15 protein-coding genes are annotated in these 14,525 nt (G+C 72.2%); 5 read left to right on the top strand and 10 right to left on the bottom strand.

Annotated features, from left to right (window positions below; translation table 11 throughout):
• Positions 1 to 146: 146 nt before the first annotated feature.
• The 4 genes from ACFYPM_RS07545 to ACFYPM_RS07530 are packed head-to-tail and all read right to left on the bottom strand — an operon-like array spanning position 147 to position 3,661.
• On the bottom strand, positions 147 to 2,078 hold the full coding sequence (locus tag ACFYPM_RS07545; RefSeq protein ID WP_387192246.1) for an NADH-quinone oxidoreductase subunit L: 1,932 nt from the start codon (positions 2,076 to 2,078) through the stop codon (positions 147 to 149).
• A complete protein-coding gene (gene nuoK, locus ACFYPM_RS07540) occupies positions 2,075 to 2,464 on the bottom strand; it encodes an NADH-quinone oxidoreductase subunit NuoK (RefSeq protein WP_387192244.1) in 390 nt (129 codons plus the stop codon). The genes ACFYPM_RS07545 and nuoK overlap by 4 nt, the downstream gene beginning before the upstream one ends.
• Entirely contained in the window at positions 2,461 to 3,021 is a 561-nt protein-coding gene (locus tag ACFYPM_RS07535) for an NADH-quinone oxidoreductase subunit J (protein ID WP_387192242.1), read from the bottom strand. The genes nuoK and ACFYPM_RS07535 overlap by 4 nt, the downstream gene beginning before the upstream one ends.
• Positions 3,022 to 3,046: 25 nt before the next feature.
• Positions 3,047 to 3,661, bottom strand: coding sequence for a NuoI/complex I 23 kDa subunit family protein (locus ACFYPM_RS07530; protein ID WP_387192240.1), 615 nt, complete (start codon positions 3,659 to 3,661; stop codon positions 3,047 to 3,049).
• Between the two features lie 96 nt (positions 3,662 to 3,757).
• Between ACFYPM_RS07530 and ACFYPM_RS07525 the strand changes: the two genes are divergently transcribed.
• Positions 3,758 to 4,333 carry a Uma2 family endonuclease gene (locus tag ACFYPM_RS07525; RefSeq protein WP_387192238.1) on the top strand — a complete coding sequence of 192 codons (576 nt, stop codon included), beginning with the start codon at positions 3,758 to 3,760 and terminating at the stop codon, positions 4,331 to 4,333.
• Here ACFYPM_RS07525 and ACFYPM_RS07520 read toward each other — a convergent pair.
• Positions 4,314 to 4,742 carry an ester cyclase gene (locus tag ACFYPM_RS07520; protein WP_387192236.1) on the bottom strand — a complete coding sequence of 143 codons (429 nt, stop codon included), beginning with the start codon at positions 4,740 to 4,742 and terminating at the stop codon, positions 4,314 to 4,316. The genes ACFYPM_RS07525 and ACFYPM_RS07520 overlap by 20 nt on opposite strands.
• A 116-nt stretch (positions 4,743 to 4,858) precedes the next feature.
• Here ACFYPM_RS07520 and ACFYPM_RS07515 point away from each other — a divergent pair, with 116 nt between their 5' ends.
• Positions 4,859 to 5,878, top strand: coding sequence for a glutathione S-transferase family protein (locus tag ACFYPM_RS07515; protein WP_387192234.1), 1,020 nt, complete (start codon positions 4,859 to 4,861; stop codon positions 5,876 to 5,878).
• Between the two features lie 192 nt (positions 5,879 to 6,070).
• Here ACFYPM_RS07515 and ACFYPM_RS07510 read toward each other — a convergent pair whose 3' ends face one another.
• On the bottom strand, positions 6,071 to 7,033 hold the full coding sequence (locus ACFYPM_RS07510; RefSeq protein WP_387192232.1) for an NADH-quinone oxidoreductase subunit H: 963 nt from the start codon (positions 7,031 to 7,033) through the stop codon (positions 6,071 to 6,073).
• A complete protein-coding gene (locus ACFYPM_RS07505) occupies positions 7,033 to 7,914 on the bottom strand; it encodes an NADH-quinone oxidoreductase subunit C (protein WP_387192230.1) in 882 nt (293 codons plus the stop codon). The genes ACFYPM_RS07510 and ACFYPM_RS07505 overlap by 1 nt, the downstream gene beginning before the upstream one ends.
• 105 nt (positions 7,915 to 8,019) lie before the next feature.
• Between ACFYPM_RS07505 and ACFYPM_RS07500 the strand changes: the two genes are divergently transcribed.
• Positions 8,020 to 9,066, top strand: coding sequence for a glucose 1-dehydrogenase (locus tag ACFYPM_RS07500; RefSeq protein ID WP_387192228.1), 1,047 nt, complete (start codon positions 8,020 to 8,022; stop codon positions 9,064 to 9,066).
• A 16-nt stretch (positions 9,067 to 9,082) separates the two neighbouring features.
• On the opposite strand, the gene ACFYPM_RS07495 is transcribed toward ACFYPM_RS07500, so the two are convergent.
• Positions 9,083 to 10,399, bottom strand: a complete 1,317-nt coding sequence (locus tag ACFYPM_RS07495; protein WP_387192226.1) for a DUF2252 domain-containing protein — start codon at positions 10,397 to 10,399, stop codon at positions 9,083 to 9,085.
• A gap of 68 nt (positions 10,400 to 10,467) precedes the next feature.
• A complete protein-coding gene (locus tag ACFYPM_RS07490) occupies positions 10,468 to 11,049 on the bottom strand; it encodes an NADH-quinone oxidoreductase subunit B (protein ID WP_387192224.1) in 582 nt (193 codons plus the stop codon).
• A gap of 221 nt (positions 11,050 to 11,270) precedes the next feature.
• On the opposite strand from ACFYPM_RS07490, the gene ACFYPM_RS07485 reads away from it, so the two are divergent.
• Both ACFYPM_RS07485 and ACFYPM_RS07480 read left to right on the top strand, forming a co-directional pair.
• On the top strand, positions 11,271 to 11,807 hold the full coding sequence (locus ACFYPM_RS07485) for an RNA polymerase sigma factor (RefSeq protein WP_387192222.1): 537 nt from the start codon (positions 11,271 to 11,273) through the stop codon (positions 11,805 to 11,807).
• The gene (locus tag ACFYPM_RS07480) at positions 11,800 to 13,002 is read left to right on the top strand and encodes a hypothetical protein (protein WP_387192220.1); all 1,203 of its coding nucleotides are present in this window, start codon (positions 11,800 to 11,802) and stop codon (positions 13,000 to 13,002) included. The genes ACFYPM_RS07485 and ACFYPM_RS07480 overlap by 8 nt, the downstream gene beginning before the upstream one ends.
• A gap of 53 nt (positions 13,003 to 13,055) precedes the next feature.
• Here the strand turns inward: ACFYPM_RS07480 and ACFYPM_RS07475 are convergent, their stop codons facing one another.
• Positions 13,056 to 14,525: a pyridoxal phosphate-dependent decarboxylase family protein gene (locus ACFYPM_RS07475; RefSeq protein ID WP_387192218.1), complete on the bottom strand. Its 1,470-nt coding sequence runs from the start codon at positions 14,523 to 14,525 to the stop codon at positions 13,056 to 13,058.

Here is a 14,525-nt window from a genome sequence, read left to right as displayed (position 1 = left end):
GCGCGCAACCCCGGCGCACTCCTCGCGCTCACTGGACCGCCTTTGTTCGCGACTGCGGGGCGCGCAACCCCGGCGCACTCCTCGCGCTCACTGGACCGCCTTTGTTCGCGACTGCGGGGCGCGCAACCCCGGCGCACTCCTCGCGCTCACTGGACAACTCCGATCAGGGTGGCGGCGAGCCCGATCAGCAGCGCGCCGGCCAGTACGCCGGCGGCGGCCCGGGGCAGCGCCGCCCGGTGCAGCGCGGCCAGCCCCGCGCCCAGACCGGTCGCGGCTCGCCCGCTGCCCTCGACGGCACCGTCCACCACCACCTCGTCACCCGCGCGGGTGACGCGGGCCAGCGCGCGGACCGGGCGTACGACGAGGGTGTGCTGGACGTCGTCGAGCCGGAACGCGCGGGCGAAGACCGGCCGCAGCGGACCCAGCGCGGCCGCCGGGTCGGCGGCCGGGTTCCGACGCCATCCCAGGGTGACCAGCGCCGCCCCGACCAGCAGGAACGCCAGCGGCAGCAGCACCTCCGGCCCCAGGTGAACCAGGCCGTCCTCGGAGCCCGCCACCGGGACGGTCGAAAACCGCAGGCGGTCGGTGAACGCCCCGACGAACCCCACCAGACCGAGCAGCGCGGCCGGCACGGCCAGCAGCAGCACCGGCCAGCGCAGCAACGCGGGCGGGTCGTGCGGCCGGACCAGCGGCAGTCGTGGGGCGCCGAAGAAGGCGCGCAGCAACAGCCGGCCCGCGTACCAGGCGGTGATCGCCACGCCGAGCAGGCCGGCGATCCAGACGATCCAGCCCACCCACGACGGTGCCGGGCCGGTGCCCTCCAGCGCGGCGGCCTCGGCCACCGTGAGGACGCCGTCCTTGCTCCAGAAGCCCGCCAGCGGCGGCACCCCGGCCAGCGCGCCCAGGCCCACCACGGTGCACCAGAACGTCACAGGCATGCTGCGCCGCAGCCCGCCCATCTCCGACATCAGGGTGGTGCCCACGGCGTGGATCACCGCGCCCGCGGCGAGGAACAGCAGCGCCTTGAACGCGGCGTGGGTGAGGAGGTGGAACAGCGCCGCCGCCGGCGAGCCGACCGCCAGCGCGCCGGTCAGGTAGCCCAGTTGGGACACCGTCGACCAGGCCAGCACCCGCTTGATGTCGTCCTGGGCGGTGGCGGCGAGCGCGCCGAGCAGCAGGGTGATCGCGCCGAGCACCCCCAGCACCGTCAGCGTCACCGGCGCGGCCGTGAACAGCGGGTAGAGCCGGGTCACGGCGTACACCCCGGCGGCGACCATCGTCGCGGCGTGGATCAGCGCGGAGATCGGCGTCGGGCCGGCCATCGCGTCCGGCAGCCAGGTGTGCAGCGGGAACTGTGCGCTCTTGCCCGCCACCCCGGCGAGCAGCAGCAGGCCCGCGGCGGTCAACGTCGCGCTGGAGTGGTCGTGGGCGAGCACGTCGGCGATCCGGAAACTGCCCGTCGACACACCCAGCAACGCGATGCCGAGCAGGAACCCGACGTCACCGACCCGGGTCACCAGGAACGCCTTCATGGCGGCGGCGGGGGCGCCGGCCAGTCGGCGGTCGTGCGCGATGAGCAGGTACGAGCAGAGGCCCATCACCTCCCAGCCGACCAACAGCATGATCAGGTCACCGGCGACCACCACCAGCAGCATGGCGCCGGTGAAGATGCTGATCTGCGCGGCGTACGGCGGGTAGCGGTGATCGACGTCGACGTCGTCGTGTGGACCGCGCCTCAGGTAGCCGATCGAGTAGACCTGCACGGCCAGGGCGACCACGGTGACCGCCACCGCGACAAGCGCGGCGGCGCCATCCAGCCGTACGCCGAGCGTGACCGCCAGCCCGCCGACGTCGACCCAGGTGGTCGACGTCTCCGTCGGCCCGTCGACGGTGAGCAGCAGCGCGACGGCCAGCGCCAACGCGCCGGCCGCCCCGGTGACGCCGAGCGCCACGGCCACCTGTCGGGCCCGGCCGCCGCCTGTCGTGTCGTTGTGGCGCGGGGCCGGCGGCAACAGCAGACCGGCCAGGCCGGCGACCAGCGGTACGGCGGGCAGCAACGCCCCGAGCAGCCCGGTCACCGGCCCCCCTCCGTGTCCAGGACGGTCGGCTCGCGCCCGCCGACGGTCTGCGCCGGCTCGCGCCCGCCGACGGTCTGCGCCGGCTCGGTCAGCGGCACGTCATCCACGGCGACGGTGGCCCGCAGCCGGTAGAGCTGGAGGACGATCGCCAACCCCACCCCGATCTCGGCGGCGGCGAGGACGATCACGAACAGCGCGAAGACCTGCCCGGAGTGCGGCAGCACGGCGCGGGCGGTGGTGTCCGCGGTGACCAGGATCAGGTTGACCGCGTTGAGCATCAACTCGACAGACATCAGCACCAGCACCGCGTTGCGCCTGCGCAGCACGCCGTAGACGCCGAGGCCGAACAGCAGCGCGGCGGTGACGTACGGGATGACCGGCCTCACCGGCGCCCCCCGGGCAAGCTGTCAACCAGGTCGACTGTCCGGCCGTCGCGTTGCGGGCCAGCTCGGCCGATGTCCGGCCGGGACAGCACGATCGCGCCCACCAGGGCGGACAGCAGCAGCACCGAGAGCACCTCGAACGGCAGCACCCAGGACTGGAAGATCTGCTCACCCAGCCGCTCGGCGGTACCCGCGGCGGGCAGCGCGACGGTGCTCCAGCGGTACGCGTCGACGAGCAGGACGGTCAGCCCCAGCCCGGCGCCGCCACCGATCAGGGCGGCCGGCCAGCCGGGCCGGTCCAGGTCGTCGGACGCGCCGATCGGCGCCCGGGTCAGCATCACCGCGAACAGCAGCAGGACCACCACCGCGCCCACGTAGATCAGCACCTGGACCCAGGCCACCAGCTCGGCGCTCAGAACGAGGAAGTCACCGGCCAGCGCGCCCAGGCACACCACCAGGTAGAGCCCCGCCCGGACCAGGTGCTTCGTGGTGACCACCAGCACGCCCGCGCCGACCGCCACCGCGCCGAGGGCCAGCAGCAGCACGTCCGCGCCGGTCACCGGGCGGCCTCTCCGGCTCGGGCGGTCACGTCGCGGGGTCCTGGTCGCCGTCGGGGCGTACCGATGGGGCCGGACGCGCGGCGGCGGCCTTGCGGGCGGCCGCGGTCTCCTCCTTGGCCGGCTCCCCGTTCGGGTCGTGCGCGGGTGGCGCGGGGACGGTGGCCATCCACTGGCCGAGGTGCTCCTTGTCGTGCAGCAGGTCCTTGATGTCGTACTCGGCGTACTCGAATTCGGGTGACCAGTAGAGCGCGTCGAACGGGCAGACCTCGATGCAGATGCCGCAGTACATGCAGAGCGAGAAGTCGATGTCGAACTTGTCGAGCACGTTGCGCTGCCGGGGGCGGGCAGCGCCGGGCACCACCACTTCCTCCTTGTGCGAGTCGATGTAGATGCACCAGTCCGGACACTCCCGGGCACAGAGCATGCAGACCGTGCAGTTCTCCTCCGACAGCGCGATAACGCCACGCGAGCGGGGCGGCAGGTCGGGGGCGACGTCCGGGTACTGCTGGGTGGTCGAGCGGCTGGTCATCGTCTTGAGGGTGACCGCCAGCCCCTTTACCAGGCCCGCACCGGGCAGGCCGCGCGCGCCGGTAGCGCCGGGCGGGTCGCCGTGCTCGCTGGGGTCGGTCATGTCGACCATCCTGCCCTGTGGCCCCGGCGCGCGCGACCACCACCCACAGGTCCAGGGCGGTACCGTCGTCGTGGGGAGAACGAACGCACCTGGAAGGACCCGTCCATGACCGCCGCGCTGCAGAGCGACCACCCGCCCGAGAGCGAGTGGACGACTGACGATCTGGATGCGCTGCCCGAGGATGGCCGCCGCCGGGAACTGCTCGATGGAGTGCTGCTGATGTCCCCCTCCCCCACCCGTACCCACCAGAGCATCGCGATGCGCCTTGGCGCTGCGCTCGACGAAGACTGCCCCGACGGCTACGACGTCACCCAGGGGGTCGAGGTGCGGATCAACCGCACCCGCTCCTTCATCCCCGACGTGCTGATCACCACGGCGGCAGCGGCGGCACGCGAGCCGTCGAGGTACGAGCCGCATGAGGTGGTCGTGGCCATCGAGATCGTCTTGCCGAGCACCCGTTCGATCGACCGGGTGTTGAAGCCGGCGCTGTACGCCCAGGCGGGCATCCCCTACTACTGGCGGATCGAGCCCCTGGGTGGCGACCTGGAGGTCGTGACCTACCGGATCGACGCGGTCAACGAGGTCTACACCGAGACCGGGCGGTGGACGAAGTTCGTCGACACCGGCGAGCCCTTTCCGATCAATCTGCCGATCAGTCGGATCACGCCCCGGGTCCGCTGACGACTGTCGGAGGGAGCATCTCGACGCCGAGCTGTTGCAGCAACTGGAACAACTCGGTGCAGCTCCACACCTCGACGATCCGGCCCGCCGCGTCGAAGCGCAGGAACGTCGCACCGGAGTAGCTGGCCACCTGCCCGGTCGGCGGCACCGGCCCGAACTGCCCGGCGTGCGTGCCGGCAGCCCGCCAGTGCACGGCCACCCGCTCGCCGGCCGCCACCACATCCACGATCTTGTAGCGCAGGTCCGGGAAGGCCGCCCGCCGCTCCCGGTGCCAGGCCAGCGTCGCCTCCGGCCCGGTGCCGCCCAGCCCCGGGCACTCCTCGGCGACCAACTCGTACGCGGACTCCTCCCGGCGCGCGTTCCACACGTCGGCGATGAACCGCCGGGCCGCCGCCTCCACATCCGTCATGCCGGCAGGGTAACCGGGCCGTCCGGCCGCGAGACGGGCCAGGTTGCGCCGCACCGCACAGTCGGGCCGAAGATTCGCGAGGATGGGACGGAGGCGGCGACGAACCGGAGGATGACGTGGGCGGGGAAACAGGCGGGAAGTACGTCGAGCCGGGTGCCGAGTTCACCCGCGACCAGCGGTACATCGCCACTCGGATCACCGAGGACGGGCGCGACGGGTACCCGGTGGAGCCCGGCCGCTACCGGTTGGCGGTCAGTCGCGCCTGCCCGTGGGCCAACCGTCTGATCATCGTGCGCCGGCTGCTCGGCCTGGAGGACGCCATCTCGATGGCGGTGGCCGGGCCGACCCACGACGCCCGGAGCTGGACCTTCGACCTCGACCCGGGCGGCCGGGACCCGGTGCTCGGCATCGAGCGCATCCAGGAGGCGTACTTCAAGCGCTTTCCCGGCTACGAGCGCGGCATCACCGTCCCGGCGATCGTCGACGTGCCGACCGGGCAGGTGGTGACCAACGACTACGCGCAGATGAGTCTCGACCTGTCCACCCAGTGGGGGGCGTACCACCGCGACGGTGCCCCGCAGCTCTACCCCGAGCACCTGCGGGCGCAGATCGACGAGGTCAACCATGTGGTCTTCCGGGACGTCAACAACGGCGTCTACCGGTGCGGGTTCGCCGGCCGCCAGGAGGCGTACGACAAGGCGTACCACCGACTTTTCGACCGGCTGGACTGGCTGGCCGAGCGGCTGACCGACCAGCGCTTCCTGGTCGGCGACACCATCACCGAGGCCGACGTGCGGCTGTTCACCACGCTGGTCCGCTTCGACCCGGTGTATCACGGCCACTTCAAGTGCAACAGGCAGAAGCTGAGTGAGATGCCGGTGCTGTGGGCGTACGCGCGGGACCTGTTCCAGACCCCCGGCTTCGGCGACACCATCGACTTCGACCACATCAAGCGGCACTACTACGAGGTGCACCGCGACATCAACCCGACCGGGATCGTGCCGCTCGGCCCCGACCTGTCCAACTGGGTCACCCCGCACGGTCGGGAGGCCCTGGGTGGCCGCCCCTTCGGCGACGGCACCCCGCCCCCACCCCCGCAAGAGCCGGTGGACCCGGCCCACACCCCGCTGCGCTGACTCTCGCGCCGCGCCCCCTCCAACTCGCGCCGATCTTGCACTTCCTGACGCCGAAATGCAACATTCGCCCAAGTTTGTCGGGACAGAAAGTGCAAGATCGGCGCGGGAGGGGTGGGGGGCGCGGGGTGGGGGGTGGGGGTGGGGGTGGGGGGTGGGGGGTGGGGGGGTGGGGGGTGGGGTGGGGGGTGGGGGTTACAGGGCTATGCGGACGGCTGCTGTGAGGACCAACTGGGCCAGGGAGGCGGGCACGAGGACCAGCCAGCAGAGGCGCTGGAGCTGGTCCTCACGTAGCCGGGGGTAGGACACCCGCAGCCAGATGATCACGAAGGACACCGCGAAGATCTTGAGCAGCGTCCAGAGCCAGCCCAGCTGGTCGTCGGCGAACGGGCCCTGCCACCCACCGAGGAACAGCACAGTGGTCAGCGCGGCGATCACCACGATGCCGACGTACTCGGCGAGCAGGAAGAACGCGAAACGCAGACCCGTGTATTCGGTCATGTAGCCGAAGACCAGCTCCGAGTCGGCCACCGGCATGTCGAACGGCGGCCGACGGATCTCGGCCAGCCCGGCGACGAAAAAGACGATCATCGCGGGTGCCTGCCAGAGCAACCACCACGGCTGCCACGCCTCGACGATGCCCGACAGGCTGAGCGTGCCCGCCGCCATCGCCACCGAAGCGGCGGCCAGCACCAGCGGTAGCTCGTAGCCGAGCAACTGGGCCGCCCCGCGCAGGCCGCCCAGCAGGCTGTACTTGTTGGCCGACGCCCACGCCGACATGAGCACCGCCACCACGCCGACACCGACCACGGCCAGCACGAAGAACAGGCCGATGTCCAACGGTTGCCCGACCAGGTCGTTCGGGCCGAGCGGGATGACCAGCAGCACCAGCAGGTAGGGCACCAGGGCCACCGCCGGGGCCAACCGGAACACCGCCCGGTCCGCCTCGCGCGGCGTGATGTCCTCCTTCTGCACGAACTTGACCCCGTCCGCCACGAGCTGCGCCCAACCGTGGAAGCCACCCGCGTACATCGGACCGAGCCGGCCCTGCATGTGCGCCATCACCTTGTGCTCGGCCTGGCCAACAAGCAGCGGCAGGGTGAGGAACGCGACGAGCACGCCACCCACCCGCAGCACCAACTCCACCCAGAGCGGCATCAGGTCGTACCCCCGTCGTCGCTCCGGCCAGCGCGGCCCGGCGGGTCCGCGATCGGCTCGCCGCCCGACTCGGCCGGGCCCTCGCCAGGAGTGTCCGGCGCAGCCGCGTCGCGCGCGGACTCGGCGACCGGGCCGACGCCGGGCGAGGGCTGCTCGGCTCGGGTCGGGCCGCCGGCGGTGCCGGCAGACCGGGGAGTACGCGCCGGACGGGTCCCCGGCGCGGGCCGCGCCGGACGCTCACCGGCCGGGCGGGCCGGGGTGCCGCCACGCGGTCCCTCTCCCACGCCACCGGCGCCGGCCGGGGTGGGCGTGGTGCCCCACTCGCCCGGCGCGGGTACGCCCGGCGGGCGGATCGGCCGGCGTCCACCACCAGCCTCGGACTCGCCCGGCTCCTTCGCGCCCGGCCAGGGCTTCGCCACCCGGGAGGCGAGCACGAACTCCTTGCGCAGCGGGTGGCCCTCGAACTCCGGCGGCAGCAGCAGCGGCAGCAGGTCCCCGTGGCCGGCGAAGTCGATGCCGAACATCTCGTGTGTCTCCCGCTCGTGCCAGGCGGCGCCCGGGTAGACGTCGACAACCGAGGCGACAGTGGGCGCGTCGCGCGGCAGCCGGGTACGCAGCAGCACACCGTGCCGCAGCCGCGTCGACCAGAGGTGCGCCACCACGTCGAAGCCGTCGGTCAACTCGTCGACCGCGGAGAGCCAGTCGAAAAAGTCGCAGGCCAACGTGTCGTCGTCGCGCGCGGCCCGGACCGCGGTGAGCCACCTGTCCGGCGGGACGTCCACGGTGGCGCGGGCGAACCGTTGCCCGCCGGAGACCGACGGGGTTGCCGCAACCGGCGCGATCAGCGCGACCAGCCGAGCGCCGAGGGCTTCGGGAGTCATGCCGCTGATCCTAGTGCCGGTCGGGTCCGCGCCTGGCCGCCGCCGAGGCCTGGTGATCTGCCGGCTTCGGGAGCGGCGCGGCCCTCGGCGGGGAAAGATGAGGTCGTGCGCGCTGTGACTGTGAAACCCGGGGTCGCCAACTCGCTGAGCCTCGTCGAGGATCAGCCGGAGCCGGCTGCCGAGGAGGGCTCTGTCCTGGTCGAGGCGCTGGCGGTGGGGATCTGCGGCACCGACCACGAGATCATCGCCGGAGAGTACGGCGAGGCGCCGCCGGGCGCCGACCGCCTGGTCATCGGGCACGAGTCACTGGGCCGGGTGATCGAGGACTCCAGCGGCACCCTCCAAACCGGTGACCTGGTGGCTGGGATCGTCCGGTATCCCGACCCGGTGCCCTGCTCGAACTGCGCGGTCGGCGAGTGGGACATGTGCCGTAACGGTCAGTACACCGAACACGGCATCAAGGCACTGGCCGGCTTCGCCCGGGACCGCTGGCGGGTCGAACCGCGGTTCGCGGTCGCGCTCGACCCGGCGCTGGCCCAGGTGGGCGTGCTGCTGGAGCCGACAAGTGTGGTGGCGAAGGCCTGGGACCACATCGAGCGGATCGGGCACCGGGCCGAGTGGCAGCCGCAGACGGTTCTGGTGACCGGGGCCGGGCCGATCGGGCTGCTGGCCGCCCTGCTCGGCACCCAGCGTGGGCTGACCGTCCACGTGCTCGACCGGAACACCGAGGGACCGAAGCCGGAGCTGGTCGCCGGGCTCGGCGCCACCTATCACACGGTGGCGGTCAACGACCTGCCCTTCGAGCCGGACGTGGTGATCGAGTGCACCGGCGCTCCCAGCGTGGTCCTCGACGTCATGTGCAAGGCGGCCCCCACCGGGATCGTCTGCCTGGCCGGAGTGTCCAGCGGTGGCCGGAGCATCGACTTCGACGCCGGTGCGCTCAACCGGGCGTTGGTGCTGGAGAACAACGTGGTCTTCGGCTCGGTGAACGCCAACCGGAGGCACTGGAACATGGCCGCGCAGGCGCTGGCCCGCGCCGACCAGGTCTGGTTGGAGTCGCTGATCACCCGTCGGGTGCCGGTGAACCGGTACGCCGACGCGTACACCCCCGGGCCGGACGACATCAAGGTGGTGCTGGAGTTCGCGTCCTGAGCGCCGCCCCGCCCACTCAGATGCCGGGCAGCCGGCCGTTGCGGAACAGATCGACGAAGAGTTGGTGGTCCTGCCGGGCGCGCACCCCGTACGCGTGGGCGAAACCCACCAGGTGGCTGACGAAGCCCGACTCGTCGGCGTTCACCGCGGCCACGATCGCCTCCTCGGTGGAATAGTCCACCAGGTCGTGACTGGACTCGTCGTCGGCGACCGAGTGCATCCGGGCCACCGCCCGGCCGAGGTCGACGAGCACCCCGGTCAACTCCTCCGGCTCGTTCACGTCCGACCAGTCCAGGTCCGCGGCGTACGGGGAGACCTCGGCGACGAGCTGGCCGGCCCCGTCCAACTCGGTGAAGCCCAGCCACGGGTCGGCGTGCGCCTGCAACGCCCGCTGGGACTCGGCGGTCCGGTGCCCCTGGTGCTGGAAGTAACCGCGGACCGACTCGTCGGTGACGTACCGCGCCACGGCCGGCACCTGCGCCTGCTTCATGTAGATGACGACGTCGTTCTCCAGGGCCTGGGTGTGCCCCTCCAACAGCAGGTTGTACGACGGCAGCCCGGCCGACCCGATGCCCACCCCCTTGCGCAGCACCACGTCCTTGATCCGCGCCGCCACCGGCCGGAGCTGCGTCGAGGCGGACGGCAGGGTGCCCAGGTAGTCCCCGAAGGCGGCACGCACCCGGTCCCGGGTGGCGTCGTCGACCTCGAACACCCCGTCCCCGATGGAGAACCGCCGCTCGTAGTTGTCGATGGTGGTCTGTGTGGCGAGCAGGTCCACGCGGGTGTTGAGCCGGGCCTGCTGGAGCACCCGCCGCAGCACCCCGTCGGCGTTCTCCAGGGTGATCGAGCCGATCGCGTCGTCGCCGCCGGCGGCGATCGCCCGCAGCTCGGTCAGGTACGACCGGGCGAAGCCGGCGACCAGGTCGCCGATCGACGTGTCGGAGAGCGCCTTGCCGTAGCCGAGCAGCGCCACGCTCGCCGCGAGCCGGCGCAGGTCCCAGGTGAACGGCCCGACGTACGCCTCGTCGAAGTCGTTGACGTTGAACACGAGTTGCCCGGAGGCGTTCATGTAGGTGCCGAAGTTCTCCGCGTGCAGGTCGCCGTGGATCCACACCCGGCTGGTCCGCTCGTCGAGGAACCGGTCGTCGGCGAAGTCGCCGAGCTGGTCGGCGTAGAACAGCGCGGCACTGCCCCGGTAGAAGGCGAACGGGGACGCGGCCATCTTGCGGAACTTGCGGCGGAAGGCGGCCGGGTCGATCGCCATGGACGCGCCGAACTCCTCGGTGAGCACGTCGACGATGTGGGCGGACCGCTGGTCCACTGAGCTGGTCATGCTGCGCAGGCTAGCCCGGCCCGGCCACCCGTACGTCGGACCCGTCCGAACGGCGGCGGATCCCGTCGTCAGTTCGTGGCGGGTGGGCGTACCGGTGGGGCGGTGAGGGAGTCGACGGAGCGCGGGGCGGCGGCCTCGCGGGGCGGGGCGTCCAGCGGGGCGGCCAGCAGATCCCGTTGCCGCACACCGCCGAGGCCGGACTGCTCGGCGGCGATCTTCTCCTGCAGACGCAGGATGCCGTGCAGCAGCGCCTCCGGCCGGGGTGGGCAGCCGGGCACGTAGACGTCGACCGGGATGAGCTGGTCGACGCCCTTGGTCACCGAGTACGAGTCCCAGTAGGGGCCGCCGCAGTTGGAGCAGGCACCGAACGAGATGACGTACTTCGGCTCGGGCATCTGGTCGTAGAGCCGTTTGATCGCCGGAGCCATCTTGTCGGTCACCGTGCCGGACACCACCATCAGGTCGGCCTGGCGGGGGCCGTGGGCGAACGGGATCACGCCGAGCCGGATGAAGTCGTGCCGACCCATGCTGGTGGCGATGAACTCGATCGCGCAGCAGGCCAGACCGAAGTTGAACACCCAGAGCGAGTAGCGGCGCCCCCAGTTCAGCACGAACCGGATCGGCTCACCCAGCACTGCCGGTAGCTGCACGACCGCCCCCCTCTCCTCATCGACAGTGAATCACAGGCGATGTCCTCGCGGTCCGGCGGTGACCAGCCCGAGCGCGCGGCCCGATGTCCCGGATCAGACAGCGAATCGACGCCAACCGACGTGCAACCCGCCGTCACACCCGCTGGTGTGACTGGTGCTGGCGAACGCACCGCCGGTTGCCACCACGGGGAGGACGAGTGCTTGTGACAAGAGGAGTGCGGGTGGGCGGACGTCCACCTGACCCGCCGGGCAACTCCACACCGGAGGCCGCCGAACTGGTCTTCGACGACTTCTATCACGCGCATTTCCGGGGACTGGTGGTGCAGCTGACTGCGTACACGGGTGACCGTGGGCAGGCGCAGGACCTGGTCCAGGAGGCGTTCTGCCGGGCGTACACCCGTTGGGACCGGATCGCCGGATACGAGGACCCCGTGGCCTGGGTCCGCAAGGTTGCCTGGAACCTCGGCCACAACCGCTGGCGGCGGCTGCGGACCGCCCAGACGTGGCTGCTGCGGCAGCGGGAGACCCACGTCCCGGAGCCCAGCCCCGACCGGGTGGCCCTCGACACCGCGTTGGCGACGTTACCGCCGAACCAGCGGCGGGCGGTCGTGCTGCACTACCTCGCCGACCTGACGGTCGCGGAGATCGCCGCCCAGGAACAGGTCGCCGAAGGGACGGTCAAGTCCTGGCTGCACCGGGGCCGGGCCACACTCGCCAGCCAGCTACGCGACAGCAACGAGGAGGTGCGGGATGTCTGAGCAGGAGGCCCTCGGCCTGGCCGAAGAGTTCACCCGCTACCGCCGTACCGTCCTGGACGAGGTCGAGGTGCCCGGCCCGGCCGCCGTTCGGCGGACGGTGCGAGGCCGCGGCCGGCGTCGGCTGGCGACCACCGCCACCACGGTGCTCGCGTTGTTCGGCGGGTCGGCCCTCGGGTACGCGGCGATGGACGGGCCGGACCACCGGCCGGGTCCGGTCGAGCCGACGCCCAGCATCTCGGCGTCGCCCACGCCGAGCGGCTCGGCCACCCCGACTCCCAGCCCTTCCGCGACCAGCGCCAGCCCGACGACGCCCGTGCCGGACGGCCGGATCAGCCGGGCACAGTTGCTCGGCGCATCGGTGACCCTGCCGGCGTGGCGGGCCGGACAGGGCTGCCCGACGTCGCAGACGCGGATCTCCGGCGACGATCGGGAGGGCGTCAACTGGCTCGTGGCGCTCGACCACGGCGACGTCGACGGTGACGGCGCGGTGGAGACGGTGGCGCTCGTGCAGTGCGTGCTCGGCACCGGCGGCCCGATGCAGGTGGTCGCCTTCGATCGGGACGAGGCGGGAAAGGTGGTGACCCTCGGCCGGGTGGTCACGACCACCATCGACAAGCCGCAGTGGTTGTTCGCACTCGACGTGGTGGGCGACGGCATGGTCCGCGTACAGGTCGGTGACATCGCGCCCGGGGGCGGCTGGAAAGCCGAGTGGTCACAACGGCAGTGGCGGGGCTACCGCTGGAAGGGTGGTGCCTTCGCCCAGGTCTCCGGACCGACGAGCTTCGGCCCGAACCGGCACGACGTCAACCTTGTCGTCACCGCCACCAACCTGGTGCTGGCCGACACGCCGGACGGCTCCCGGGTCGGCATGGTCAACGTGCGCGTCCGCAACATGACCGGACTGGCCGCCTACGTGTCCCTGCGGCTCGGCCTGCCGACGGCGGTCCGCCCGGATGGCGCTGGCTGGGCGGCCTGCCGCAACGACCCGGAGACGACCCGGGAGCCGGTCACCTGCGACCTCAACGGGCTCGGCGACGGCAAGGAGGTTCTGCTGACGCTGGGCTTCCGGGTCGCGGCGGGCACCACGGTCGGTACGGGCAAGGCCGAGGTCGACGTGCGGCCGGTGGACGTGAACTTCGACTTCGTGGAGGAGGTCTACGAACCGGACAACACAGTCGAAATAACCTACCGTTGAGCCGGTTCGGTCCGGTCTGCCGCCGTTCGGCGTGCAGACCAGACCGTGCGGTGTCACCAGGTGGGACGTTGCAGCAGCCCGACGAACTCGACGAGCAGCCGCTCCCGCAGCGCCGGCGGGGCGGCGTCCAGCAGCGTGTTCACCACCGCCATCCGGTCCGGCGTCGCGTCCCCGGCGCCGAGCCCGAGCCCACCGGCGAGCCCGGCGACCAGTTCGGGGGTGAGCGCGTCCGGCGTCAGCGACGTCGCCAGCGCCACCAGCTTGGGCGGGAGAGCCACCGGGCCGGCCGTGCGCGCGGCGGCCACCGCGTCGGCCAGGGCCGGCCCGAACTCGGCCACCCGGGGCGCCACCGAGGCGGTCACCGTGAGGTGCACGCTGGCCGGGAGTCCCGCGTACGACAGTTGGGGTTGAGTGTGCCAGCCGCGCGCGGTCAGCTCGTCGACGAGCACGAACAGGTCGGGGCCACCCTCGGTGGCGGTGAAGCAGACCACCGTGGACTCGGGTTCGGCCATCAGCCGCAGTCCGTCGATCGCCCGGACCGCGTCGGCCAGGCCGGCGACCGCGTCCCGGGTGGCTTCGGCCAGCCGCAGGTAGCCGTCGTCGCCGAGGTGCCGCAGCGTCGCGTACGCGGCGGCGATCGGCCCGCCCGAACGGGTGGACGCGATCACCGGGTTGATCATCGTGTAGCCGGGCCAGTCCGCGTACGCGAAGTACTGCGGGGCACGCAGTTGGGCGTCGCGGTGCAGCAGCACCGACACGCCCTTCGGCGCGTACGCGTACTTGTGCAGGTCCACCGAGATGGAGGTGACCCCGGGGACCGTGAAGTCGAACGCCGGCACCGGCTCGCCGAGGCGGCGCAGGTAGGGCAGGGTCCAGCCGCCGAAGCAGGCGTCCACGTGGCAGCGCACCCCGGCGGCGGCCGCCGCGGCGGCGATCTCGGCGACCGGGTCCACCACGCCGTGCGCGTACGACGGCGCGGAGCAGGCGACAAGCACCGTCTCCGGGCGGATCGCGGCGGCCATCGCGCTCGGATCGGGACGCAGCGTGTCCGGGGACACCGGCACGACGTCCAGCGCCACCCGCAGGTAGTGCGCCGCCTTGGCGAACGCGGCGTGCGCGGTCGACGGCACCACGATCCGGGGCGCGTCGATTTCCGGGTGCGCGTCCCGGGCCGTCTTGACGGCGAGGATCAGCGACTCGGTGCCGCCGCTGGTGACACTGCCGACGACGTCCGGGGCAGTGGTGCCCGGGCCGGCGCCGAGCACCCGGCCAGCGGTGCCGACCAGGGCGTTCTCCATGGCCAGCAGCGAGGGGAAGGCGGTCGGGTCCAGCCCGTTGACGTGTGCGCTCTCGCGGTGCGCGGCGGCAGCCAACTCGTCCAGCCCCGGCACCGCCGGGTCGTAGACGTACGCGAACAGTTGCCCTCCGTGGGTCGGCCGGTCGCCGGCGCGCAACTGGCGCACCTCGGAGAGCACGACGTCGGCGGCAATCCCGGGAGGCAAGACCCTACTCTCGTCGATCAT

The sequence above is a fragment of the Micromonospora sp. NPDC005203 genome (genome assembly GCF_042872705.1).
In the GTDB taxonomy this organism is placed as follows: Bacteria; Actinomycetota; Actinomycetes; order Mycobacteriales; family Micromonosporaceae; genus Micromonospora.
Note: the sequence above shows the minus strand (reverse complement) of the source record. Positions and strands in the feature narration are given on the sequence as shown.